This is a genomic window from Carnobacterium mobile DSM 4848, from assembly GCF_000744825.1.
In the GTDB taxonomy this organism is placed as follows: domain Bacteria; phylum Bacillota; class Bacilli; order Lactobacillales; family Carnobacteriaceae; genus Carnobacterium_A; species Carnobacterium_A mobile.
The window spans coordinates 1,719,306-1,744,374 of sequence record NZ_JQMR01000001.1 but is presented as its reverse complement, the minus strand read 5'-3'; the positions used below and the strand labels follow the sequence as shown (position 1 = coordinate 1,744,374).

The 25,069-nt window shown below is 37.4% G+C and carries 23 protein-coding genes, 1 tRNA gene and 1 pseudogene; 20 read left to right on the top strand and 5 right to left on the bottom strand.

Annotated features, from left to right (window positions below):
• Positions 1-131: 131 nt before the first annotated feature.
• From dnaN to BR87_RS13040, 16 genes and pseudogenes are all read left to right on the top strand, one after another.
• Complete coding sequence (gene dnaN, locus BR87_RS08285) at positions 132-1,274, top strand: DNA polymerase III subunit beta (RefSeq protein ID WP_035030884.1); 1,143 nt, start codon at positions 132-134, stop codon at positions 1,272-1,274.
• A 186-nt stretch (positions 1,275-1,460) separates the two neighbouring features.
• On the top strand, positions 1,461-2,219 hold the full coding sequence (locus BR87_RS08280; RefSeq protein ID WP_035030881.1) for an SDR family NAD(P)-dependent oxidoreductase: 759 nt from the start codon (positions 1,461-1,463) through the stop codon (positions 2,217-2,219).
• Positions 2,220-2,653: 434 nt separating this feature from the next.
• Entirely contained in the window at positions 2,654-2,905 is a 252-nt protein-coding gene (gene yaaA / locus BR87_RS08275) for a S4 domain-containing protein YaaA (RefSeq protein WP_035033025.1), read from the top strand.
• Positions 2,905-4,026 (top strand): DNA replication/repair protein RecF, encoded by a 1,122-nt coding sequence (gene recF, locus BR87_RS08270; RefSeq protein ID WP_035030878.1) that lies wholly within the window; start codon positions 2,905-2,907, stop codon positions 4,024-4,026. Before yaaA ends, recF begins: the two co-directional genes overlap by 1 nt.
• Positions 4,027-4,040: 14 nt before the next feature.
• Positions 4,041-5,966: a DNA topoisomerase (ATP-hydrolyzing) subunit B gene (gyrB, locus tag BR87_RS08265; RefSeq protein WP_404813334.1), complete on the top strand. Its 1,926-nt coding sequence runs from the start codon at positions 4,041-4,043 to the stop codon at positions 5,964-5,966.
• Positions 5,967-5,985: 19 nt separating this feature from the next.
• Positions 5,986-8,547 carry a DNA gyrase subunit A gene (gyrA, locus tag BR87_RS08260; RefSeq protein WP_035030874.1) on the top strand — a complete coding sequence of 854 codons (2,562 nt, stop codon included), beginning with the start codon at positions 5,986-5,988 and terminating at the stop codon, positions 8,545-8,547.
• A gap of 307 nt (positions 8,548-8,854) precedes the next feature.
• The gene (gene rpsF / locus BR87_RS08255; RefSeq protein WP_035030871.1) at positions 8,855-9,154 is read left to right on the top strand and encodes a 30S ribosomal protein S6; all 300 of its coding nucleotides are present in this window, start codon (positions 8,855-8,857) and stop codon (positions 9,152-9,154) included.
• A gap of 46 nt (positions 9,155-9,200) precedes the next feature.
• Positions 9,201-9,725: a single-stranded DNA-binding protein gene (gene ssb, locus BR87_RS08250; RefSeq protein ID WP_035030869.1), complete on the top strand. Its 525-nt coding sequence runs from the start codon at positions 9,201-9,203 to the stop codon at positions 9,723-9,725.
• Between the two features lie 30 nt (positions 9,726-9,755).
• Positions 9,756-9,992, top strand: a complete 237-nt coding sequence (rpsR, locus tag BR87_RS08245; RefSeq protein ID WP_035030866.1) for a 30S ribosomal protein S18 — start codon at positions 9,756-9,758, stop codon at positions 9,990-9,992.
• Positions 9,993-10,216: 224 nt separating this feature from the next.
• Positions 10,217-12,220, top strand: a complete 2,004-nt coding sequence (locus BR87_RS08240; protein WP_035030863.1) for a DHH family phosphoesterase — start codon at positions 10,217-10,219, stop codon at positions 12,218-12,220.
• Entirely contained in the window at positions 12,217-12,669 is a 453-nt protein-coding gene (gene rplI, locus BR87_RS08235; RefSeq protein WP_035030861.1) for a 50S ribosomal protein L9, read from the top strand. The genes BR87_RS08240 and rplI overlap by 4 nt, the downstream gene beginning before the upstream one ends.
• Positions 12,670-12,880: 211 nt before the next feature.
• Positions 12,881-14,266, top strand: coding sequence for a replicative DNA helicase (gene dnaB / locus BR87_RS08230; protein ID WP_035030859.1), 1,386 nt, complete (start codon positions 12,881-12,883; stop codon positions 14,264-14,266).
• Between the two features lie 185 nt (positions 14,267-14,451).
• Positions 14,452-15,744 (top strand): adenylosuccinate synthase, encoded by a 1,293-nt coding sequence (locus tag BR87_RS08225; protein ID WP_035030858.1) that lies wholly within the window; start codon positions 14,452-14,454, stop codon positions 15,742-15,744.
• A gap of 122 nt (positions 15,745-15,866) precedes the next feature.
• A tRNA-Lys gene (locus tag BR87_RS08220) sits at positions 15,867-15,939 on the top strand.
• A gap of 307 nt (positions 15,940-16,246) precedes the next feature.
• Complete coding sequence (gene tnpB, locus BR87_RS08215; protein WP_035030856.1) at positions 16,247-17,386, top strand: IS200/IS605 family element RNA-guided endonuclease TnpB; 1,140 nt, start codon at positions 16,247-16,249, stop codon at positions 17,384-17,386.
• Positions 17,387-17,607: 221 nt separating this feature from the next.
• Positions 17,608-17,769, top strand: a pseudogene (locus BR87_RS13040) (multidrug ABC transporter permease); the annotation flags it as partial.
• A gap of 86 nt (positions 17,770-17,855) precedes the next feature.
• Here the strand turns inward: BR87_RS13040 and msrA are convergent.
• Together msrA and BR87_RS08205 are read right to left on the bottom strand one after the other, a co-directional pair.
• Positions 17,856-18,695 (bottom strand): peptide-methionine (S)-S-oxide reductase MsrA, encoded by an 840-nt coding sequence (gene msrA / locus BR87_RS08210; protein WP_035030854.1) that lies wholly within the window; start codon positions 18,693-18,695, stop codon positions 17,856-17,858.
• 246 nt (positions 18,696-18,941) lie between these two features.
• Positions 18,942-19,943: a nucleoid-associated protein gene (locus BR87_RS08205; protein ID WP_035030852.1), complete on the bottom strand. Its 1,002-nt coding sequence runs from the start codon at positions 19,941-19,943 to the stop codon at positions 18,942-18,944.
• 293 nt (positions 19,944-20,236) lie between these two features.
• Here BR87_RS08205 and BR87_RS08200 point away from each other — a divergent pair, with 293 nt between their 5' ends.
• A complete protein-coding gene (locus tag BR87_RS08200) occupies positions 20,237-20,632 on the top strand; it encodes a general stress protein (RefSeq protein WP_226799770.1) in 396 nt (131 codons plus the stop codon).
• 155 nt (positions 20,633-20,787) lie between these two features.
• Here the strand turns inward: BR87_RS08200 and BR87_RS08195 are convergent, their stop codons facing one another.
• Complete coding sequence (locus BR87_RS08195; RefSeq protein WP_035030846.1) at positions 20,788-21,003, bottom strand: DUF378 domain-containing protein; 216 nt, start codon at positions 21,001-21,003, stop codon at positions 20,788-20,790.
• Positions 21,004-21,201: 198 nt separating this feature from the next.
• On the opposite strand from BR87_RS08195, the gene BR87_RS08190 reads away from it, so the two are divergent.
• Both BR87_RS08190 and BR87_RS08185 read left to right on the top strand, forming a co-directional pair.
• Positions 21,202-22,665: an alpha-amylase gene (locus tag BR87_RS08190; protein ID WP_035030843.1), complete on the top strand. Its 1,464-nt coding sequence runs from the start codon at positions 21,202-21,204 to the stop codon at positions 22,663-22,665.
• Positions 22,666-22,709: 44 nt separating this feature from the next.
• Positions 22,710-23,159: a hypothetical protein gene (locus BR87_RS08185; RefSeq protein ID WP_035030840.1), complete on the top strand. Its 450-nt coding sequence runs from the start codon at positions 22,710-22,712 to the stop codon at positions 23,157-23,159.
• Positions 23,160-23,269: 110 nt separating this feature from the next.
• On the opposite strand, the gene BR87_RS08180 is transcribed toward BR87_RS08185, so the two are convergent.
• Both BR87_RS08180 and BR87_RS08175 read right to left on the bottom strand, forming a co-directional pair.
• Positions 23,270-23,686, bottom strand: a complete 417-nt coding sequence (locus BR87_RS08180; protein ID WP_035030837.1) for a YtxH domain-containing protein — start codon at positions 23,684-23,686, stop codon at positions 23,270-23,272.
• Positions 23,687-23,740: 54 nt separating this feature from the next.
• Entirely contained in the window at positions 23,741-24,169 is a 429-nt protein-coding gene (locus tag BR87_RS08175; RefSeq protein ID WP_035030833.1) for a DUF948 domain-containing protein, read from the bottom strand.
• A 222-nt stretch (positions 24,170-24,391) separates the two neighbouring features.
• On the opposite strand from BR87_RS08175, the gene BR87_RS08170 reads away from it, so the two are divergent.
• The gene (locus BR87_RS08170) at positions 24,392-24,913 is read left to right on the top strand and encodes a PTS sugar transporter subunit IIA (RefSeq protein ID WP_051929748.1); all 522 of its coding nucleotides are present in this window, start codon (positions 24,392-24,394) and stop codon (positions 24,911-24,913) included.
• The last annotated feature ends 156 nt before the right edge of the window (positions 24,914-25,069 follow it).

Below are 25,069 nucleotides of genomic sequence, written 5' to 3'. Positions count from 1 at the left end.
ACAACTTATCCACATGTGGAAAACCTTGTAATATTAAGCGTCAAATAACTTACCCACAGTATCCACAGGCCCTACTACTATTACTAAAGATCTTATTAAATTAATTAACTATAATTTTGGAGGTTTACTCAATGAAATTTACAATCAAAAGAAGTTCATTCTTAAAAAGCATTGCAGATGTCCAACGTGCAATTTCTTCAAGAACGACTATTCCGATTTTAACGGGGATCAAAATCGTAGCTAACGAAGAAGGACTTACCTTAACGGGAAGTGATTCGGATATTTCTATCGAAACATTTATTCCAGTAACCGATGAGACCAATGCTTTAACCATTGAAAAAACTGGAAGCATCGTCTTACAAGCTCGTTTTTTCAGTGAAATTGTAAAAAAATTACCTGAAGAAACGATGGAATTAGAAGTATTGGATCATTTTCAAACCTTGATCACTTCAGCAACAGCATCTTTTACCATTAATGGCTTAGATGCTAATAATTACCCTCATTTACCAGTTATTGATACAAACGAATCATTTACTTTACCAGTGGGTTTATTCAAACAAGTCATTGGGCAAACTGTCATTGCTATTTCAACTCATGAAAGCCGACCTATTTTGACTGGTGTCAATATGGTCATTGAAAATGGTCAACTTCTGGCTGTGGCTACTGACAGTCACCGTTTGAGCCAACGCATTATTCCATTGGAAATGACAGAGGAACAAGCAAGCAAGAAATACAATGTCATTATTCCAGGGAAAAGTTTGATTGAACTTGCTCGTACATTAGTTGATAATTCTGAAAACTTAGAAATGATGGTTACTGAAAACCAAGTTCTATTCAAAACAGAAAATATGTATTTCTATTCTCGTCTTTTGGAAGGTTATTATCCCGATACAAAACGTCTGATTCCTGACAGTTCATCATCTGAAGTTGAATTTAATGCCACAGTCCTTTTAGGAGCAATTGAACGAGCATCGTTATTGTCACATGAAGGTAAAAATAATGTTGTCAAAATTACGGTCAATCCAGAATTAGTGAAACTTTCCGGAAACTCTCCTGATGTAGGAAACGTGCAAGAAGAAGTTGATTACCTGGCTGTTGAAGGTGAACCAATCGAATTGTCTTTCAACCCAGACTACATGAAAGATGCGTTAAGAACATTTGGACAAACAGATATTAAAATAAAATTTACATCGCCTGTTCGGCCTTTTATTTTAGTACCGAGCGAAAACGATCAAAACTTTATCCAATTGATTACACCTGTTCGGACATTCTAAGAAAAGCCAGACTGTTTTTCTAACTTTATAGAAAAACAGTCTTTTATTTTGGCCTTCTTCAAACACACTATGATTTAGCAATGAAATTTCTTAATAATAGAATTTCTTTCCTTATTTCTTGTAAATAGCTTCACCAATCGCTAAAATAACATTATTAAAGTTATTTATGGAAAGGAACATTTTAAAATGGGACTTTTAGAAAACAAAGTAGCTATCATTACTGGAGCAGCTAATGGAATGGGAGCAGCAACAGCTGTTATGTTCGTAAAAGAAGGGGCTAAAGTTGTCCTAACAGATCTTCAAGAAGAAAAAATGCAAGAATTGCTTGCTGATATCAAAGAAAAAGGCGGAGAAGCGATCGCAATTAAACAAAATGTTGCTTCTGGAGCTGATTGGGATCACGTCAAAGAAGAAACACTGAAAACTTTTGGAAAAATTGATATTTTGGTTAACAATGCGGGGATTACTGGAGATTATACAAAATCAGCTGAATTAACGGATGAAGAAGAATGGCAAAAAGTAATAGACATCAACTTGAAGAGTGTCTACTTAGGTGTCAATCGAGTGATTCCAGCTATGAAAGAAAATGGCGGTGGGTCGATCGTAAATATTTCTTCAATTGCGGGATTAGTTGGTTCTGGCGGTCCTTTTTCTTATACAGCTTCAAAAGGCGGGGTTCGTTTGCTCACTAAAAACGTTGCAGTCAATTATGGACCTGATCACATCCGTTGCAACTCCATTCACCCAGGAACAATTAAAACGCCAATGTCTGCCCCTTCTTTATCCGTACCCACAATTTTGGACAAGATGCTTCAAGGGATACCACTGAAGTATGTTGGTGACGCTGACGATATTGCTTATGCTTGCGTATATCTAGCTTCAGACGAATCTAAATATGTGACAGGTGCTGAATTGGCAGTTGACGGCGGTTATACTGCACAATAAAAGACAGAAAAATTAGATAAAGTTAATCAAATTTTGTATTTCAGCCTAACAACAAGGGATAAAATAGTTTTACATCCAACCCAAAGATAGTTAAAAATTTAAAATAGGACTGCCTCTCTGCATTAGATTCTGAATGGAAACATGTGAGAGCAGTTCTATTTTTTATTCTTACTGACTATTTTCAGAACTAGCTCGAGTAAACTCGACTCATTTTTTTATCTTCCTTCAAAAAAAGCCTTTTTTTACCCTTTTAAGGAACTTTTAGCTTTTTAGGGTCTTTTTGTATTTGTTTATCAAAATGTAATGAAGCTGGTTTATTTTCTAATATTATTTGTAATATGAAGAAAAAAAGGGTATAATGGTATTAATAAAGAAGTGCGAAATGCGTGGGTTTTTTATACTCCACGCTTATTTTATTGAAAGCAGGTGATTTTATGAAAAAGAATATCATGATTGAGAATGAATTCATTACATTGGGCCAGTTTTTAAAGCATGCCGACATTATCAGCAGCGGAGGAATGGCTAAATGGTATTTAGCAGAACATACTATTTTAGTAAACAATGAATTAGAAAATCGAAGAGGCAAAAAACTGTATCCGGGTACAGTTGTAGAAATTCCTGAAGAAGGGACTTTTTTTATACAATCTGTTGACTCGATCAGTCAGGCTTCTGAGGATGAACGTTAATGTTTTTGAAAGATATCCAACTTTCAAATTACCGTAATTATGAAAGTGCGCAAGCTCATTTTTCAGAAGGCATTAACGTTTTTCTTGGCGAAAATGCTCAAGGAAAAACCAGTTTGATGGAAGCAATTTATGTATTGGCAATGGCGAGAAGTCACCGAACAGCAAATGATAAAGAACTCATTCGCTGGGAAGAGGAAGTTGCACGAGTAAGCGGGAGAGTTCAAAAAAAGAATGCTCAGTTTCCGTTAGAACTCATTATTTCTACTAAAGGAAAAAAAGCTAAATTTAACCATCTAGAGCAAAAAAAATTGAGTGAATATATTGGCCACTTGAACGTCATCCTTTTTGCACCAGAAGATTTATCTTTAGTGAAAGGCTCGCCTTCCATCCGAAGGAAGTTTATAGATATGGAAATGGGCCAAATGAGCCCTATTTATTTACATCATCTTGTCCAATACCAACGCGTCTTGAAACAGCGCAATCAGTATCTGAAACAGCTAGCTTTTCAACAAAAACAAGATGTAACCTTTTTAGAAGTGTTGACTGATCAGTTAGTAGAACATGGAGCTGCTATCTTGGCGGAGCGCTTTTTATTTGTGGAAAAACTCGGTAATTGGGCAGCTCCGATCCATCAAGAAATTTCTAAACAGAAAGAACACTTAGAGATTCAATATGCTTCCGGACTCGTTTTAACGAATCCGAAAGATAAAAAGCAGAATCAAGCAGACTTGCTACAAGCTTATGAACAAGGCCGAAAACGCGAAATTGATCAACGTATTACGCTTTTTGGTCCTCATCGTGATGATTTAAAATTCAGTGTCAATGGGCGCAATGTGCAAACGTTTGGCTCTCAAGGGCAACAAAGAACTACAGCTTTAAGCGTGAAACTGGCAGAAATTGATTTGATGAAAGAAATGACAGGAGAATACCCACTTTTGTTATTAGATGATGTCCTGTCCGAATTGGATGATGAACGTCAGACTCATTTATTAAAAGTGATTCAAAATAAAGTTCAAACGTTTTTAACAACAACTAGTTTAGATGGAGTGAAACAGGAAATGCTGGATGCTCCAAGAATTTTTCATATAGAAAATGGTCATGTAGAAATGGAGAGTGAATGAATTTGTCTGAAGAAATGAGAAACAAAGCCGATTTGGCTCAAGATTATGATGCGAGTCAAATTCAAGTGTTAGAAGGATTGGAAGCTGTTCGTAAACGTCCAGGTATGTACATCGGTTCAACCAGCGGTGAAGGTCTGCATCATTTAGTTTGGGAGATCGTTGATAATTCGATTGATGAAGCTTTAGCTGGATTTGCTAATGAAATCAATGTGATCGTTGAAGAAGATAACAGCATAACCGTTATTGATAACGGACGTGGGATTCCAGTAGATATCCAAAAGAAAACAGGACGTCCTGCTCTTGAGACGGTTTTCACGATTCTACATGCCGGTGGGAAATTTGGTGGCGGAGGCTATAAAGTTTCTGGTGGTTTACATGGCGTAGGTGGCTCAGTCGTGAATGCCTTATCCACTAGTTTAGAAGTTCGTGTACACAAAAATGGAAAGATTTATTTCCAAGGGTATTCTAGAGGGGCTGTTTTAAATGACGTGGAAGTGATCGGGGATACGGATCGTCATGGGACAACCGTTCATTTTTTACCGGATCCAGAAATTTTTAAAGAAACTACTACTTATGATTTTGAACGTTTAGCCGTTCGGGTGCGCGAATTGGCCTTTTTAAATCGTGGCTTAAAAATAACGATTGAAGACAAACGGGAAGAAACTCCTAAAGTATTGGAATACCACTATGAAGGCGGAATTAAAAGTTATGTAGCCTTCTTAAACAAAAATAAAAATGTCTTGTTTGAAGATCCAATCTTTTTAGAAGGCGAACAACAAGGTATTTCAGTAGAAGTTGCCTTGCAATATACTGACGGATATCATGCCAACTTATTGACATTTGCCAATAATATCCATACCTATGAAGGTGGAACGCATGAATCAGGGTTTAAAACAGCTCTAACACGAGTGATCAATGACTACGCTAAACGAAATAAACTGATAAAAGAGTCAGAAGAGAATTTAACTGGGGAAGATGTTCGTGAAGGATTGACCGCTGTGGTATCGATCAAACATCCTGATCCGCAATTTGAAGGACAAACTAAGACAAAACTAGGAAACTCTGAAGCAAGAACCATTACGGACCGTCTTTTTTCAGCTCATTTTGATAAATTCCTAATGGAAAACCCTCAAGTAGCTAGAAAAGTCGTCGAAAAAGGGTTGTTGGCTTCTAGAGCTCGTTTAGCTGCTAAACGTGCCCGTGAAGTTACCCGTAAAAAGAGCGGGTTGGAAATCAGTAACTTGCCGGGGAAATTAGCCGACTGTTCAAGTAAAGATCCATCGATCAGTGAGCTATTTATTGTTGAGGGAGATTCTGCCGGTGGGTCTGCTAAACAAGGGCGTTCTCGTTTATTCCAAGCTATTTTACCGATTCGTGGTAAGATTTTAAACGTGGAAAAAGCGACTTTGGATCGTATTCTAGCCAACGAGGAAATCCGTTCGCTCTTTACAGCGATGGGAACTGGTTTTGGCGGAGACTTTGATCTTTCCAAAGCACGTTACCATAAATTAGTGATCATGACCGATGCCGATGTGGATGGAGCCCATATTCGTACGCTTTTATTGACCCTATTTTATCGTTACATGCGTCCGGTCGTTGAAGCAGGTTATGTGTATATCGCACAACCGCCTTTGTACCAAGTAAGACAAGGAAAAAAAGTGGTTTATTTAGATTCTGATGTTGAATTAGATGAGTTATTAGAAGAATTACCAGTTTCCCCTAAACCAGTTATTCAACGGTATAAAGGATTGGGAGAAATGGATGCTGAACAACTATGGGAAACAACGATGAATCCAGAAAATAGACGGATGCTTCAAGTCTCAGTCGAAGATGCAATTGAAGCCGATCAAGTACTAGATATGCTGATGGGAGACCGTGTAGAGCCACGTCGTAAATTCATTGAAGACAATGCTCGCTATGTTCAAAACTTAGATATTTAGTCAGAGAGGATAATGAATAATGGCCGAAGAATTTAAAGAAAACATTGAAAATATCAATTTAAGCTATGAAATGCGGAACTCATTCCTCGATTACGCGATGAGTGTTATTGTAGCGCGTGCTTTACCTGATGTACGGGATGGTTTAAAACCAGTCCATCGCCGGATTTTGTTTGGCATGAGCGAGTTAGGCGTAACGCCCGACAAAGCCCATAAAAAATCAGCGCGTATTGTTGGGGACGTTATGGGGAAATACCATCCTCACGGTGACAGTGCCATTTATGAATCCATGGTTCGGATGGCTCAAGACTTTAGTTTCCGTTATCCATTAGTAGATGGACACGGCAACTTTGGTTCAGTCGACGGAGATGGAGCCGCAGCTATGCGGTACACCGAGGCCCGGATGACCCGAATGGCTTTAGAAATGCTGCGTGATATCAACAAGGATACAATCGATTACCATGATAACTACGATGGTTCGGAACTTGAACCGGATGTTTTACCGGCTCGTTTTCCCAATTTGCTAGTCAATGGTGCCACAGGAATTGCTGTAGGGATGGCGACGAACATTCCACCGCATAATTTGACGGAAGTGATTTCAGCTCTGCACATTTTGATGAAAGATCCAGAAGCCACAACAGCCGACTTGATGGATGCTTTACCAGGCCCTGATTTTCCAACTGGTGGTCTGGTGATGGGTAAATCAGGAATCAGACGAGCTTATGAAACAGGCAGAGGTTCAATCATTATCCGTGCGAAAGTGGAGATCGAAACGACTAAAAACGGCCGAGAACGAATCATTGTTCATGAATTGCCTTATATGGTCAATAAAGCTCGTTTAGTTGAACGGATTGCAGATTTAGCAAGAGACAAACGGATTGAAGGCATTACCGATCTAGCAGATGAATCAGACCGTGACGGTATGCGGATCGTCATTGACATCCGTCGCGATATGAGCGCAAGTGTTGTTTTGAATAATTTATACAAATTGACTTCTTTGCAAACATCCTTTGGTTTTAATATGTTAGCCATTGTGAATGGCATTCCAAAAGTATTGAGCTTAAAATCGATTTTAGAAGAATATTTAAAACACCAAGAAAATATTATTCGCAGAAGAACAGAATACGATAAGCGCAAAGCAGAAGCTCGTGCGCATATTTTAGAAGGGTTACGAATCGCTTTAGATCATATCGATGAAATCATTCGGATCATTCGGAGTTCTAAAACGGGAGAAATCGCTAAAAATACGTTGATTGAAACATACGGCTTATCTGATAAGCAAGCTCAAGCCATATTGGATATGCGAATGGTTCGATTAACTGGATTAGAACGCGAAAAAATTGAATCTGAATACAACGATTTAATAGCATTGATTACGGATCTAGCAGATATTTTAAGCAATCCGGAAAGAATCCATTCCATTATTGAAACAGAATTACTAGAAATCCAAGAACGTTTTGGCGATGCTCGCCGGACAGAATTATTAGTCGGAGAAGTATTGAGCCTTGAAGATGAAGATTTGATCGAAGAAGAAGAAATTGTGATCACCTTAACACATAATGGGTATATCAAACGTCTTCCAAGTTCTGAGTTCAAATCGCAAAGAAGAGGCGGACGCGGTGTTCAAGGAATGGGTGTTCATGATGATGACTTTATTGAAACGCTGGTTTCTTGTTCGACTCATGATACCTTGTTGTTCTTTACAAATAACGGAAAAGTATACCGTTCTAAAGGATATGAAATTCCCGAATATGGACGGACTGCAAAAGGGATACCAGTGATCAACTTGTTAGGAATCGATTCTGAAGAGACGATTCAAGCCGTTATCAACATCAAAGGCAAAGCAGACGATGATCATTATCTTTTCTTTACAACACGTCAAGGAACCGTAAAACGGACAAGCATTTCTGCTTTTTCAAATATCCGCAGCAACGGGATCAGAGCAATTGTTTTACGAGAAGATGATGAGTTGATGACCGTTTCGGTTACAGATGGAAAACAAACAATCATTATCGGAACGCATTTAGGTTATGCAGTCAGCTTTGAAGAAACGGTTGTACGGAATATGGGACGTAGTGCAAGCGGCGTACGCGGTATTCGCTTACGCGACGATGATTACGTCGTAGGAATGGATCTGTTGACAGCTGATTCTGAAGTGCTGATCATTACAGAAAAAGGTTATGGAAAACGGACCAACGCAAGTGAATATGCAGTTAAAGGCCGGGGGGGTAAAGGCGTGAAAACAGCTAATATCACTGAAAAAAATGGTCCTTTAGCTGGCTTGACAACTGTCAAAGGTGATGAAGACATCATGTTGATTACCAACTCAGGCGTTATTATTCGTTTTAGTGTAGACAGTATTTCACAAACTGGTCGTGCTACACTAGGCGTTCGTTTAATCCGTGTAGCAGACAATGGCATAGTTTCTACAATGGCAAAAGTTGATGCTGAAGAAGCTGAGATTGAAGCACCAGATGCAAATGTAGAAATTGTTTCAGCTAAAGATGGACATGAATCAGATGTTGAAGTAGTATCAGAAACAGAGAAACAACTTGAGGAAGAACAACAAAATTCTGAAGAATAAAAAATAAAAGAAAAAGAGAGATCCCAAACTTTTGGGGTCCTTTTTTTATAGAGTAGACGTATTAGAGTAGTGACCCTTTCTTAAAAAAGTATCTTTGAGAATGAAAAGCTGTAAGGGTAAAGGCATTCGATACAGTAATGGCTGTGAAATAGTTTGTGTTTAGCTAGTGGATAATTTGCTGAGAAAAAAGCATTGAACTTTATTAATTAATATGGTATATTTAATGGACGTGAGTAATCTATTATAGAATGCTCTCCTTGCTCTTTCAAATGAATGAGCCAAAGTCCATAAGGAGGTGACAGTCAAGATGAGCCAAACAGTAAATTATGAAATTTTATACATTATCCGTCCAAATATTGAAGAAGCTGAAAAAGCTACTTTGATCGAACGTTTTGATACTATTTTAAAAGATAATGGTGCTGAAATCGCTGAATCTAAAGACTGGTCGAAACGCCGTTTAGCTTACGAAATCAAGAAGTTCCACGAAGGAATTTACCATATCGTAAAACTAACTGCTACAGATGCAGCGGCAATCAACGAATTCGATCGTTTGTCTAAGATCAATGATGATATTTTACGTCATATGATTATTAAAGTAGAAGCTTAAAAATAAGATTGTTTCATGTGAAACATTTTTGGAAGGAGCGATTAATGTGATTAATAGAGTTGTGTTAGTTGGAAGATTAACTAAAGATGCGGATTTAAGATACACTTCAAATGGTACAGCTGTTGCTTCTTTCACTGTGGCAGTAAATAGACAATTTACAAACCAAAAAGGTGAAAGAGAAGCAGATTTTATTAACTGTGTTGCTTGGAGAAAGACAGCAGAAACATTAGCTAATTTTACGCGTAAAGGTTCATTAGTTGGTGTGGAAGGGCGTATTCAAACGCGTTCTTATGATAATCAACAAGGGCAACGTGTTTACGTTACTGAAGTTGTTGTTGATACTTTTTCAATGTTGGAATCAAAAGCCACAAGTGACCAACGTCGCGGCTCAGATGATACTGACCATGCAAAAACTTCTCAACAACATTCATATAACCAAACACAAAATAATTACTCACAAAAATCGGCTCCTCAAAATCAAAATTCTCAATATCCTGATTTTGGAAACTCTGATCCATTTGAAAAGAGTAGCCAACCGATAGATATTTCAGATGATGATTTACCGTTCTAATTTAAATTAGAGTATAAAGGAGGAATAAAAATGGCTATCCAACGTAGAGGCGGACGCAAACGCCGTAAAGTTGACTATATCGCAGCTAACCATATCGAATACATCGATTATAAAGATTTAGATCTTTTAAAACGATTTATTTCTGAAAGAGGTAAAATTTTACCTCGTCGTGTTACTGGGACTTCAGCTAAAAACCAACGTAAATTAACTACTGCAATTAAACGTGCACGTATCATGGGACTATTACCATTCGTTACGGCTGAATAAAAGAATAGCAAGGGACATGGTAATTTCATTTATCATGTCCTTTTTTTCTTTCTATTTTCATAGTTTTTAAAAGAAGTGAATAAAAGCTAGATATGCTTTTTGAAAGAGGGAAGCGACTAAATTGTTTCATGTGGAACAATTTAAGCATCTGGTATCTCAAAGTAAAACATGGTAAAATAGAGTCTGGATATTTAAAAAGTAACATATGAAAAAAGGAGCTCATTATGGAGAAACTGTCTCAAGAAAAACTCCCAAAGTTTTTGAATGATGACAAATTCAAATGGTTTGCTGTTGGTATTGGTTTACTACAATTAGTAACGATTGTATTAGGATTTTTAACACATATTGCATTAGGTATCATCTTGACAGTCGTTTTTGCGGTTACTGTCGTTTTGTTATATGACATGGCTAAAAAAATTAGTGTTGAAACTACTAAATACATCGCTGACTTATCTTACCGGATTAAGAGAGGAGAACAAGAAGCTCTCATTAAAATGCCGATTGGTATTTTATTGTTTAATGAAGAGTATGAAGTACAGTGGACTAACCCTTATCTTCAAAATCATTTGGGATATCAAGAGGTTTTAGGCAAGAAAATCAATGAGGTCGATAAAGAACTAGCTGAGTTGATTCAGAATAGCAATACATCAGGTTTGAAAACAGCTCATTGGGGCGGAAATATTTATCAAATCATTGTACAAGAGGATATCCGGGTTGTGTATTTAATGGATATTACTGAATATGCTCAAATTCAGGAAAAATACGAAGATGAAAAAATAGTGATTGGAAATATCTTCGTAGATAATCATGATGAAATTGTACAAGGGATGAATGACCGAAGTGTTTCGAGTCTAAATAATTTTATTACAATGGAATTATCCAACTGGGCAAAGGAACACCATGTTTATTTAAAAAGGGTAGCAGAAGATCGCTTTATTGTGATGATGCACCGCTCGTCTTTAGCCACTATCGAAGAAGAAAAGTTTGCCATTATTGATCGTATTCGGGAACGAACGTCTAAACAAAACTTTCCTTTAACGCTTAGCATCGGATTAGCTTATGGAGACAATGATTTAAGTAAGTTAGCGAAGCTGTCTCAAAGTAACTTAGATTTAGCATTAGGACGAGGCGGAGACCAAGTGGTGGTTAAATCGACAGATGGGGAACCCCGTTACTATGGTGGGAAAACAAATCCAATGGAGAAAAGAACGCGTGTTCGCTCTAGAATCATTAGCCAAGCGCTTCAAGAATTAATGAAACAAGCAGATCAAATCTTTATTATGGGACATAGTTACCCGGATATGGATGCCATCGGTTCTTCACTAGGTGTTCGAAGAATTGCTGAAATGAATGGAAAAGAAGCTTGGATCATTATTGAACCAGAAGAATTTAGCAAAGATATTTCACAACTAGTGGATGAAATAGAAAAAGATAACTCGATTAGCCGTTACATTATCACACCGGAAACAGCTAAAGAAATGACGACTGCGAATACGCTGTTGATTATGGTCGATCACCATCGTCCATCATTATCAATAGCACCGGATCTAGTAGAAGAGATTAACAACGTGGTGGTTATTGATCATCATCGCCGTAGTGAGGAGTTTCCGGAAAAACCTGTCTTAGTCTATATAGAACCCTATGCTTCTTCAACTGCAGAATTAGTTACAGAATTATTTGAATATCAGCCTAATGATGGAAACCCAATCAATAAAATTGAAGCGACTGCTATGTTGGGCGGCATCATCGTAGACACAAAAAGTTTTTCTTTGCGGACAGGAACACGAACATTTGATGCAGCGAGTTATTTGAGGTCATGTGGAGCGGATGCTGTTTTAATTCAACGACTGTTAAAAGAAGATACAGATACGTATTTGCTTCGCAGCCATTTGATTGAAACAATTGAATTTATCAGCGATTCTATGGCCGTAGCAACTGGTGAAGAAGATCAGGTTTATGATACAGTAGTAGCAGCACAAACAGCAGATACTATGCTGAATATGACGAATGTGGATGCAGCTTTTGTGATCACGAAACGTTCCGATAACCGTATAGGAATCAGTGCACGCAGTTTAGGCGAGATCAATGTCCAAGTAATCATGGAAAAACTTGGCGGCGGCGGTCACTTATCTAATGCAGCCACTCAAATAGAGGATCGTACGGTTGCAGAAGCAAAAGAGATGCTGCGTGCTGTAGTAGTAAATCAAGAAGAGGAGGAAAAAGAATGAAAGTTATATTTTTAGAAGATGTAAAAGGTAAAGGTAAAAAAGGCGATGTAAAAAATGTTGCTGATGGATACGCACACAACTTTTTAATTAAAAATGGTTTAGCTAAAGAAGCAACATCCGGCAGTTTGAGTGAATTAAAAGGAAAAGTAAAGGCAGAAGAAAAACAACAAGCAGAAATCAAACAAGAAGCAGAAGAACTAAAAGCACTTTTAGAGAAAGAAGCTAATGCCATTGTGATTAAAGCAAAAGCTGCTGAAGATGGTCGGTTATTTGGATCAATTACAACAAAGCAAATTGCTGCTGCTGCCCAAAAACAATTGGGTATTAAATTGGACAAGCGTAAAATCGAATTAAATGTGCCAATTCGGACAGTCACTTCCATGAAATTAGACGTTAAAGTACACCCAGAAGTAGTTGCCACAATGACGGTAAATGTTTTGCCGGAATAGGTAAGATAAAAATAGGTGATACAATAGAAAAAAGTTCAGTCAGAAAACTCTGACTGGACTTTTTTCTATCTGAAGTAAACCAACAATCAGTAAAAAAAGAACGCACGTTCCTGTTGTTGCATTGTATTCCCACTATTTTTGAGGTAAAATAAGAACGTTGATTTAAAGATTTTAATCAAAAGAAACCAGACTGTTGAAAGGAAGAGGAAATTTGGCAAATGAAGCTTTTCAAGACCGCCTACCACCTCAAAGTATTGAAGCGGAGCAAGCTGTACTCGGGTCGGTTTTCTTAGATCCGGACACAGTGGTCGGTGCATTAGAATTTATTGAAGCAAAAGATTTTTATCGCCGAGGACATCAATTGATTTTCCAAACGATGTTAGATTTAAATAATAACAATGAAGCGATTGATATTGTTACCATCACAAATGCGTTAGAGTCTAAAAACCAACTGGAAGATGTAGGTGGAATGGCTTATTTAGCTGAACTGGCTGTGACCGTACCAACTGCAGCCAATATGGAGCATTACGCTAAGATAGTTGAACAGAAATCTATTTTACGCAATTTGATTCGAACAGCTACTGAAATTGTGACTAAAGGATATGAAGAAGGAGACGAGCTAGCAGCGATTTTAGATGAAGCTGAGCGCAGTATACTTGAAGTATCTGAAAAACGCAGCAGAAGCGGTTTTTTATCTATTTCAGAAGTATTGAATACCTCTATTGCCAGAATTGATGAATTGTATCAAAACGATGAAGAAATTACCGGACTGCCAACAGGGTACAAAGCGTTGGATAAAATGACAGCCGGCTTGCAAAAAGAAGAACTAATTATCTTAGCTGCCAGACCAGCTGTTGGTAAAACGGCCTTTGCTTTAAATATTGCTCAAAATATCGGAACAAAGACAGATAAGACAGTGGCCATTTTTAGTCTGGAAATGGGTGCTGAATCTTTGGTCAATCGGATGTTATGTGCAGAAGGCAGTATTGATGCCAGTAATTTGCGGACAGGTAATTTATCTGAAGAAGAATGGCAAAACTTAATTGTGGCGATGGGGAGTTTATCTAAAGCTAGTATTTATATTGATGATACTCCGGGTATTCGTGTTGCTGAAATTCGTGCTAAATGCCGCCGCTTGAAACAAGAAAAAGGCGAATTGGGTTTGATACTAATCGATTATCTACAATTGATTGAAGGAACTGGCCGTGAAAGCCGGCAACAAGAAGTTTCTGAGATTTCACGACAGTTAAAAAAGCTGGCTAAAGAGCTGGACGTGCCAGTTATGGCTTTATCCCAATTGTCTCGTGGGGTTGAACAACGACAAGATAAGCGTCCTGTATTGAGTGATATCCGTGAATCTGGTTCCATTGAGCAAGATGCTGATATCGTAGCTTTTCTTTATCGTGATGATTATTACGACCGAGAAGAAGGCGATGATGAGGAAGAAGCGGATATGGCTGGGCAAGATAATATCGTTGAAGTTATTATTGAGAAAAACAGAAGTGGAGCCCGCGGAACTGTAAAACTGTTATTTATTAAAGAATACAACAAATTTTCATCATTAGCTTATTTTCCTGATGATGTACCGCAAAGATAAAATAGAGCTAAAAACGAAATCGTTCGTTTTTAGCTCTTATTTTAAAAAAAAACAAAAAAAAGTTCGTTTTATTGCTTTGAAATAGTTATAAAAATATTAAATATTCGCTTTTTTGTTGAATCCTTAAAAGAATACTGCTAAACTAGACAAGTATTTTAGAAAATAAACAGTAATGAGGTGTTCATATGTCTTCTGTAGTAGTAGTAGGTACACAATGGGGCGATGAAGGAAAAGGTAAGATTACAGATTTTTTAAGTGAAAATGCAGAAGTTATCGCACGTTATCAAGGTGGAGACAACGCCGGACATACAATTAAATTCAATGGTGTAACTTATAAACTGCATTTGATTCCATCTGGGATATTTGCAACTGATAAAATCAGCGTAATTGGAAATGGGGTAGTGATTAACCCTAAATCGCTTATCCAAGAACTCGCTTACTTACATGAACACAATATCAGTACAGACAACCTTCGTATTTCTGATCGGGCACATGTCATTTTGCCTTATCATATCCAATTAGATCAATTACAAGAAGATGCAAAAGGCGATCAAAAAATTGGCACAACCATTAAAGGAATTGGGCCTGCTTATATGGATAAAGCCGCAAGAGTAGGGATCCGGATCGCTGATTTATTAGATAAAGAAATCTTTGAAGAACGTTTACGCAGTAATTTAGAAGAAAAAAACCGTATTTTCACTAAAATGTTTGATGCTGAACCGATTGAGTTTACTGATGTATTTGAAGAGTATTATCAATACGGCCAAGAAATCAAACAATACGTTTGCGACACTTCCGTTATTCTAAATGATGCTTTAGATGCCGGCAAACGTGTTTTATTTGAAGGCGCACAAGGCGTTATGCTGGATATTGACCAAGGAACTTATCCGTTTGTAACTTCTTCTAATCCTGTTGCTGGCGGCGTAACCATTGGTAGTGGTGTCGGACCATCAAAAATCAATAAAGTTGTCGGCGTCTGTAAAGCTTATACCTCTCGTGTTGGAGATGGCCCTTTTCCGACAGAATTACATGATGAAATCGGGCAGCAAATTCGTGATATTGGTAAAGAATATGGAACTACAACAGGGCGTCCACGCCGGATCGGCTGGTTTGATACGGTTGTTATGCGTCACTCAAAACGCGTTTCTGGTATCACAAATCTAGCTTTAAACTCAATTGATGTACTAAGCGGGTTGGAAACAGTCAAAATTTGTACGGCCTATGAACGCAATGGCGAACACATTCTTCATTACCCAGCAAGTTTAAAAGAATTGGCTGAATGTACACCAGTTTATGAAGAACTGCCAGGCTGGAGTGAAGACATTACAAGCTGTCGAACATTAGAAGAGCTTCCGGAAAATGCGCGGAACTACATTCATCGGATCTCAGAATTAGTTGGGGTACGTATCTCCACTTTTTCTGTTGGACCTGACCGTGAGCAAACCAATATTTTGGAAAGTGTTTGGTCGCAGATTTAATAGAATTAGCCTGGTAAATGTTGATTTTATCAGGCTGGATTTCAAAAAAATTAAACGGGACTCTTGCTAAAAGTTCCATTTTTGTGCTACAATTATTCAAGTAGTTAGGATGATAAATGCCAGGGTTGTTAGCTCAGTTGGCAGAGCAGCTGACTCTTAATCAGCGGGTCGAGGGTTCGAGCCCCCCACAGCCCATCAAGAACCAAGTTCATAAGGAGAAGAATTGTTAGTGCGAAAGCATGTTGGAAACAATTCTTCTCTTTTTTTTGCTTAAAAATAGCTGACTATTGGCATAATTCTTACTAGTATACTATTTTATCATTTCCCGACAGAAGACTCCCTCTTCTCTAAGGGGGAGATGACTATCGTTTGAACGTTGTTCAACAAGTTGTCTCGTTTTTTGTTCCCATTCAGGCATAAAAAATAAACCTGAAAATGTAAGCGTTACTATTGAAGTGGGACTCTTTTTAGAGTATACTAACAGCACAAGGAGGGGGAACAGATGTTCAAGTACAAAACTTATCGCTACCGGATTTACCCAAACAAGAAACAACAACAGTCCATCAACCAGACGATCGGTTGTGCTCGTTTTGTCTTCAATCATTTCTTACACCAGTGGACTGAAACCTACCAAGAAACAGGCAAAGGATTATCGTACAGTACGTGTTCCTCCCTCCTCACACGGCTCAAAAAAGAAACTGAAACTCTTTGGTTGAAAGAAGTTGACAGTATTGCGCTTCAGTCTTCTCTTGAACATCTGGCGGATGGCTTCGAGCGTTTCTTCAAGAAACAAACCAAGTACCCGCGATTCAAAAGTAAAAAGAACCTTGTCCAATCTTATACCACTAAACAAACGAATGGAAACATCGCTATTTCAGGAAACCAATTGAAACTCCCTAAGATAGGATGGATTCGTTTTGCGAAAAGCAGAGAAGTTGCTGGCAGAATAGTGAGAGCTGCTATTCGGAAAAATCCTTCTGGAAAGTGTTTTGTCTCGCTTTTGTGCGAAGTGGACATTCATCCCTTTCACAAGACGGGTTCTGCCGTAGGCATTGATCTGGGAATAACAGATTTTGCCATTTTGTCCACCGGAAAAAAGAGAGACAACCAACGGTTTACTGCTCAGATGGATAAGAAATTGAAGCGGGAACAACGGAAACTCTCCCGAAAATACGAACAAGCGAAAAAAGACGGGAAAGAGTTGTGGGAAGCCAAAAACTATCAGAAACAGAAACAAAAAACAGCAAAACTCCATGAGAAAGTTGCCAATCAACGAGAAGACTTCTTAAACAAGCTCAGTACAGAGATCATCAAAAACCACGATATCATCTGTATCGAAGACCTGAATGTGCAAGGCATGAAAAGGAACCATAAACTCGCCAAAAGTATTTCCGATGTGTCGTGGTCGGCTTTTGTACAAAAATTGACCTACAAAGCAGATTGGTATGGAAAGAAAGTCATTAAAGTCAGTCGGTGGTTCCCTTCCAGTCAGATCTGTTCTGCATGTGGCCATCGGGACGGAAAGAAACCCTTGAACATACGAGCATGGGTCTGCCCGGAATGCGGGATACTTCATGACCGAGATATCAATGCGAGTATTACCATTCTGCAAGAGGGATTGAGGTCCTTACAACTTGTATAAAAAACAAAACCGCAGGTACTGCGGGGATAGCTTGGTCCATAAAAGCAACCTCTGACAGTAAAGACATCCGCTGTTAAGTCTACTTTGTTCCCAAGAATCTCCCACTTCTAAGCGACCGCGTAAGTGGGAGTAGTTCAATAGCTGTTTAATTATTAGAACTAACTGCAGAAACTAATTGAACTTTTTTAGTATAAGGAAAAAAATTATAAAAAAGATAATATCGGACAACTTTAGTGATCGAACATCGTTTGTTCACAATTGTGGGCGCTGATCAGATTTATTTTATCGAAAATGGTCAAGTCACAGGACAAGGGACCCATCAAGAATTGCTAGAGAATCATGGCTTATATCGCGAGTATGTACAAGAACAAGTCTTGAATTAAAAGGAAAACGCAGGCGCTTTTCAATTGAGCAGCTGCGTTTTTTTGCAAATAAATTGAATGAACATACCTAACCAATTTACATTTAATTAAGAATGTTTTGTAGACCGGTTGAGTTTAGTACGGATTTTACCTTGTAACTGTTGGTATGCTAAATAGCGTTGGCGAGCTCGCCCGATTCTTTTGTATCTCTTGCGATTTTTCTTATAAAATTGCTGGTGGTAGTTCTCAGCTGGCCAAAATACGTTTGCTGGCTCAATGGTGGTTACAATCGGACGCTTATATTTACCAGATTCCATTAACCGTTGTTTTGACTTTTCAGCAATCTGACGTTGTTGCTCATTTTGAACGAAAATAATGGGACGGTATTGACTACCTCGATCTTGAAACTGGCCAAACTCATCTGTGGGATCCGTCAGCTGCCAATAAAGCTCGACTAGTTCTTTATATTGTATAATCCTTGTATCAAAAATAATCTCAACAGCTTCTGCATGCCCTGTGTGGCGGCCGATCACTTGCTCATAAGTGGGATGATCTGTGTGCCCACCGGTGTACCCAGATAATACGGAAACAATTCCATTAAGGGTTTCAAAAGGCTCTACCATACACCAGAAACAGCCTCCTGCAAATCTCACAGAATCTTGATAAGTCAAGTCAGCGAGGGAGTGTTTTGTGAAATCAAATTGAACGTTGGCAGCAGGATTACCGGTTATGCTGTTATAAAAATCCATCACGTCAGGCGTTAAATTTTCCCTTAGTGCAAGTGGACGCAAATCAGCTTCAAGCTTTGAAAGTTGCCCCTCGAAATTTATATCCTCATCTAAGGCATCTTTGGTTGACTGTAATAATGACCGTTCCCATTCCCGAGTCGCTGGATTGAGGATAAGATTATAAAGTGCATTGAGTGTCTCTTCGTGATTTATTTCCATCTTGACGACCACCCTTATGTTTGGTTTTTAGTAAAAGACTTCTAAAAAATTGATTCTATTTACATCAGCAATTCACATTTATCTGAGCGTAGGTTTTAAGGAGCAGAATTGGATGGTTGAACAAGACTTTTATTTATTATACATTAGTCAGAAAAATAGTACCTTGAATGAGTTTTTCGATATTCATTCAGAGTACTGTTCATTATATTCTGGAAGGCTCACTATGAACTTATTTCGCATGGCTTATTAAAATAAGTTTTTTATTTTTTCAATATTTTTAATCATAACTGAAGTAGTTCCATCTGGGTTATTAATAAATTCAACAACCTCGGGATCTTTATAAAGTTCTAGCGGGATACTGATTTCTATTCCGTTATCTAAGCGGAATTTTTGCTTCGAGTATTTTGGTCCAGCTACGGCCACTTCAGCAGAAGCAAGATTTACATATCCTAATTCTTTTACTTCTTCAAAAAACTTTTCTTTTTTTGCATAATTATCGCCATAAAGCGTCTCAGCAATCACTTGGTTATCAATGACATTTTCTTCTGTCATACTATGAACAAGCGCTTCTTTCGTATCGGCCAATACTTGGAATTCTTCATCATTGAAAGCTTTACTTGTTTTTTGGACAGCTTTTTTTATGATGGAGATGTTCTCTTTGAGGCTTGGCTGAGGCTTATCTTCTAAAAATAACTCTGTAAAATAATAAACTTTCTCTGCTAATTCATCAATCAGGTGTTTTTTCTCGATCACATGGTATTCCATGTTGGTTAAATTCAGTACCATCCCTTCTTGAATCGCTTGACGAGCGCTTGGTAAGATGGAACGGTTCACAATCAATTGGTTCGTTAATGTATCCTCTTCATATGAAACATAATGAGTTATGCTGTCAGAATAATTTAATTTAAAAAGGCCTAGACAAGGTACTTCATCCACAGTAAAGAAGACAAATAATAAATCAGCTGCCGGTATTTCCGGATTGATTTTTGTAATGGAAAAGAACTTTTCGGTTAACGTTTTTGTAGTTTCAATAAAATCTTCTTGAATAGTAGAAAAAGTTTGGTTTAAAGGGTTATCTGCGGTTAACACCCCGGTTTTCATATTGTCTGAATCTTCTACTTTCTCAATCATGGCATGAAGATAATCCATTGTAAATTTTTCTGTGAGATCTAATCCAGCAAAAGAAAAAATCGGTTCATTGCTGTTCAAATCAAAAATGTGTAAAATTGCTTCTTTAATATAAATCATTTTGTTCCCTCCATTTTCAGTCACGCTTAGTAGTATCTCACAAATGTAACAGGTACAAAAGAGATTTTTCAGCAAGTGTGATGAGGAGGTGGTTTATTGGCGGTCTCCAAATGTTATTATCTATACATCTATAATCTGCACAATTTATTATAGCGGCTATCTCTCGAACAGAATGGAAAGTCCATCAAACAGCCAATGAAGCAAGCGTATTAGTTGTATTCCTATTATAAAAGCGATACCATAAATAGTGTAGAAGAAAAAAATGAAAAACAGGAGTGATGAAAGTGAGTAAAATGGTAAAAGGAATCTATACTAACGCACAAGAAACACTCAATGCAATCAACCAGCTTAAAACTGAAGGATATACTGCAAATGAAATCACTGTTGTGACAGGACAAGATAAAAATCCAGAATTAAAAGATTTGAAAGCTGCTAAAGTTTCAACAGCTGATGCAACTAAGGAAGATGACGATGAATCAGTCTGGGAAAAAATTAAAGAGACTTTTACCGTTAATCGATATGAAAAAGGCAATCCAGCAGCAAACCCATTAGCTGAATATGGCGTTTCAGACGATGTAGCGAGCGACTTAGATTATAAAAGCGAATTAGAAGATGGAAAAATTTTGATTATCGTAGATGATGCCAAGGAATTGCGCAGTCACTCTGTAACAGATGAGCCATTAAGCTAAATTAAAAAGAGAAAAATCAAATAAATGTACAAATAAAGGAGTCAATGACTAGCTTTATTTGTACATTTTTTAACGCTATTCAATTGGTGTTTCATTAGCAGCATAGAAAAAGCTGCTCAAGCAAAGCGACTTGGCAGCTAATGTAAAAAAGAAAATTATCTTTCTCTGCGTCCTGCATTCGAAATCAATGGGAAAAATTTTAAAGCATAAAGAGCGCATAGTCCGACAATAACATAGATGATTTTTGAAAGAATAGCTGTTTGCCCGCCAAAAATAGTAGCAACAAGATCAAACTCGAATAAACCAACTAATAGCCAATTTAATCCGCCAACAATTAAAAGTCCTAAAGCAATACTGTCTAATGTTTTCATGATTTTCCCTCCTTTTTGTATATATTCTACTATAAAGCTTTTTTTAAAAGTGTCGAATAATATGACTTGATGTGCAAAAAAAGAGATAAAAAATAGTTAACAGAATATGTCTTAAAAATTGCCAAAAAAGACATCAAGACGTATTCTTAATTAAAAAGGTAGTTTTGTTTATTTGAAAGAGTAGAGAGGAAGAGCGCTATGACTGAAAATGGTGTAATGATGCAGTATTTTGAATGGCATATAGAAGATGACGGAAAACATTGGCAACGATTAAAAGCAGATGCAAAACACTTAAAAGAAATTGGTATAACCGGTGTTTGGATTCCGCCTTGTTTTAAAGGAACCGGCTCAAATGATGTCGGATATGGTATTTATGATGTTTATGATTTGGGAGAATTTGACCAAAAAGGCACAGTACGAACCAAATATGGAACAAAAGAAGAGTTAAAAGCCGCGATAGACGAATTGCACAAATACGATATACAAGTCTATGCAGATATTGTATTGAATCATAAAGCAGGTGCTGATGAAACAGAGCGCTTTATGGCTAGAGAAGTTGATCCCGAGAACCGAAATCAACCGGTTAGTGATCCATATGAAATCGAAGGATGGACAAAGTTTACTTTTCCGGGAAGAAATGGAGCGTATTCACCATTCCAATGGTCCTGGGTGCATTTTTCAGGGATTGATTACAATCAAGAGAATGGAAAAAAGGCGATTTATCGAATTGAAGGAGAAAATAAAGGTTGGGCAGAAGACGACAAGGTGAATAATGAACATGGCAACTACGATTACTTAATGTATGCTGATATTGACTATGCTCATCCAGAAGTAGTTGAAGAAACAAAAAAATGGGCAGAGTGGTTTGTCAATGAGACAGGAGTCGACGGGTTTCGTTTAGATGCTGTCAAACATATCAATGAGGACTTTATCTATGACTTGATCGAAACAATGCGCGAAACATTTGGAGAACAATTCTTTGTAGTAGGAGAATATTGGGATGCTGATTACAGTGAAGTTGAAGGGTATTTAGAAGATCAAAATTTTAATTTAGGCTTAGTTGATGTCGGATTGCATACCAATCTAGAACAAGCATCAAAATCAGGAGACGAGTATGACTTGTGCCAATTGTTTGATGCTACTTTAATGAAAAAGAATGCTTCTTACGCGGTAACATTTGTAGATAACCATGATTCACAACCTGGACAATCCTTAGAGTCTTATGTTGAGCCTTGGTTCAAACCAATGGCTTATGGTGCTATTTTATTACGAGAAAAAGGGTATCCTTGTGTATTTTATGGCGATTATTATGGTATCAAAGGAGAAAATCCGATAGAACCTCAAAAAGAGATAATCGACTCGCTGCTTTATGTTCGTACTCATTATGCTTATGGAGAACAAAAGGATTACTTAGATCACCCTAATTGTATTGGCTGGACCCGTTTAGGAAATGAAGCTCATCCAGATGGGTGTGCCGTTGTAATTTCTAATGGAGAAGCTGGGTATAAAGAAATGTACGTCGGTGAAAAATACGCGGGTCAAAGCTTTAACGACTATCTAGGGAATAATGAAGAAACAGTCACTATTGATGACCAAGGAATAGGACGATTTTTAGTGAGTCCCGGTTCAATTTCGGTGTGGCTGAAAGACGATAAAGATTGAAGCTAAGAGATCTTCCAATCCAACAATAAAGAAAGGGAGAAAAAATGAAAACCTTACCTGTTTTAATCATATTATCTGGATTTTTATTGGTAGGCTGCTCTTCAAACGGCTTAACGGAACCTAAAAAAGACAGTGCTAGTTTTTCTTCAACTAGCGAATCAGTATCAGAATATGTACCAGAAAAGGAGAAAGAGACAGTGTTATACCATGGTGTTGTAAAAGAAACGGAATCGAAAGAAAGTAAGCGCCTGTTTATTGAAAATTTTGTTCCAAATGCTTCAGCTGCTGATTTGCCAACATATGATGAAGTTATTTTATTAGTGAGTGAAGATACTCCTTTGATCGATAAACAAACTGAGAAACCGGTAACAATAGAAGAAATCAAAGAAAACGCTCAAGTTGATGTGACCTTGCAGGAAAATTTTCCTGTTACCATGTCTCTTCCACCACAGATTCCGGGAATGAGTATAGTTAAAGTTGAGATTGAACAATAATCTTCTGAATGATAAAGAATAAGATTAAAAGAACACCCTCTTACGTATGGATGAATGTTCCATACGTAAGAGGGTGTTCTTAAAAATTTGAACTTAGCTAAATTTTTTTATTACAGTTGTCCGCGTTTGTCTTGGATTTTTAAATCAACCGGTGACTCTAGATCTTCAAGCGGCGGATATTCTCCACTTGTTTCAGAAGGCATAGAAGTTTGAACTTGACTAGAATGAAGAATAACGTCATTGTTTTCTGGAGTTGCTTGTTTTGTATTTAAGTCAGACTCAATATTATCAATAGTTTCTGCTAAATCAGGATTTGTGTAATTAACTTCTTCTTCGACTTCACGATAAGTTTCTTTTATTTCATCCATATAGTTGCTGACTTTATCCATTGCTTGTTTTTTTAAAGAAAGAGCTTCATCTTTAAGGTCTTCACGTAATTCTCTGCCTGACTTTGGAGCTAATAGTAACGCTGTAGCGGCAGAAGCTGCTCCAACAAGCAATGTACACATAAAATTATTTTTTGACATAGTAGTAATCTCCTTTAATGAAACTGTTTTTTTATTTGTATCCAATCAACTAAATCAAACTGCTTTTTGTTTCTGTGCTAATTTTTGAACGGTTTTCTTTAGAACAGTAAAAGTTGACGCTTCTGAACTCGATTTTTTATGTGAAAAACTAAAGAATTGAGTAAACAAATCCATCACAGCTTGTTTTAATTCATCAAGAGCATTTTGGAAATCAGCTGTTGACTCAGATAAGTACTCAAAATTTTTCGTCTTACCGTTCATTTCTGCCGTCATACCATTTACTTTTTGCGTCATCTGGTCTATTTTAAGCTTGATCGCATCTGCTTCTTTAGTGAAAAAATTTAGTTTATTTTGAACCGTCTTTGAAGTGTTGTCAATTTCTTTCATTAAGCTAGAAACTTTTTTACCGATCATTATTCCAAAAACAATCAATGCGATCAAGGCTAAAACAGCAATGATTATTGCAATGATGCCACCTGACATATAGTTTCACGCCCCTTTCTATAGTAAAACACTCTTTATTGTCTTTAGAATACCACTAAATGTATGAATAACCAAACAATATGTAATCGGATTCTCCTTACTAAAATTAGAAAAACTGTTTTTTTGAACTTGTAGTCAAAATGGAATTTATCCGTTACAATAAAGGATAACTGAACGAAAAGGACGTTTTATTAAAAAAGATAAACGAGGAGAACTGAGAGGATGGTTAAATTGGGTGCCCATGCAGACCAAATGAATAAAAAAAAGGAAATAAAAATAGAATTATTCTCTGTTACAGATGGAGAAGTCATAGCAATCGAGGATGTAGCGGATCCCGTTTTCTCTGAAAAAATGATGGGAGACGGCTTTGCTATGGAGCCGACTTCGGAAATTGTGCTTGCCCCTGTCACTGGACAGTTATTTCAGGTCGCCGATACACTGCATGCATATGGTATTCTGACAGAAGAAGGGATAGAAGTACTGATCCATGTTGGATTAGATACAGTTACTTTAAGAGGAGAAGGCTTTACGAGTTCTTTAAGAAGAGGCATGCTGATAAAACAAGGAGAGCCGTTAGTTCAAATGGACCGTGATTATTTAATTAGCCGCGGGTGTGAATTAACCATTTCTGTAGTCGTGATAAATGGCAGCAGCGATCTTTACCATTATGAATTAAACAAAGAAGAACATGCGGTGGCTGGAAAAACTTTGGCTTTAACGGTTTTTAAATCAAAAGAAAAATAAAGAATATAGAAGCAGAAGCCTGAAAAATATTTTTCAGGTTTATTTTCTTAATTTGTTAATGAGAGGAAGAAAGCGATATTCTGTATGTGTAAAATAGTTCTCGAGATACTATCATTTTTTACTAGCAAAAAGAAAGAAGGCGTTCTATCATAAATG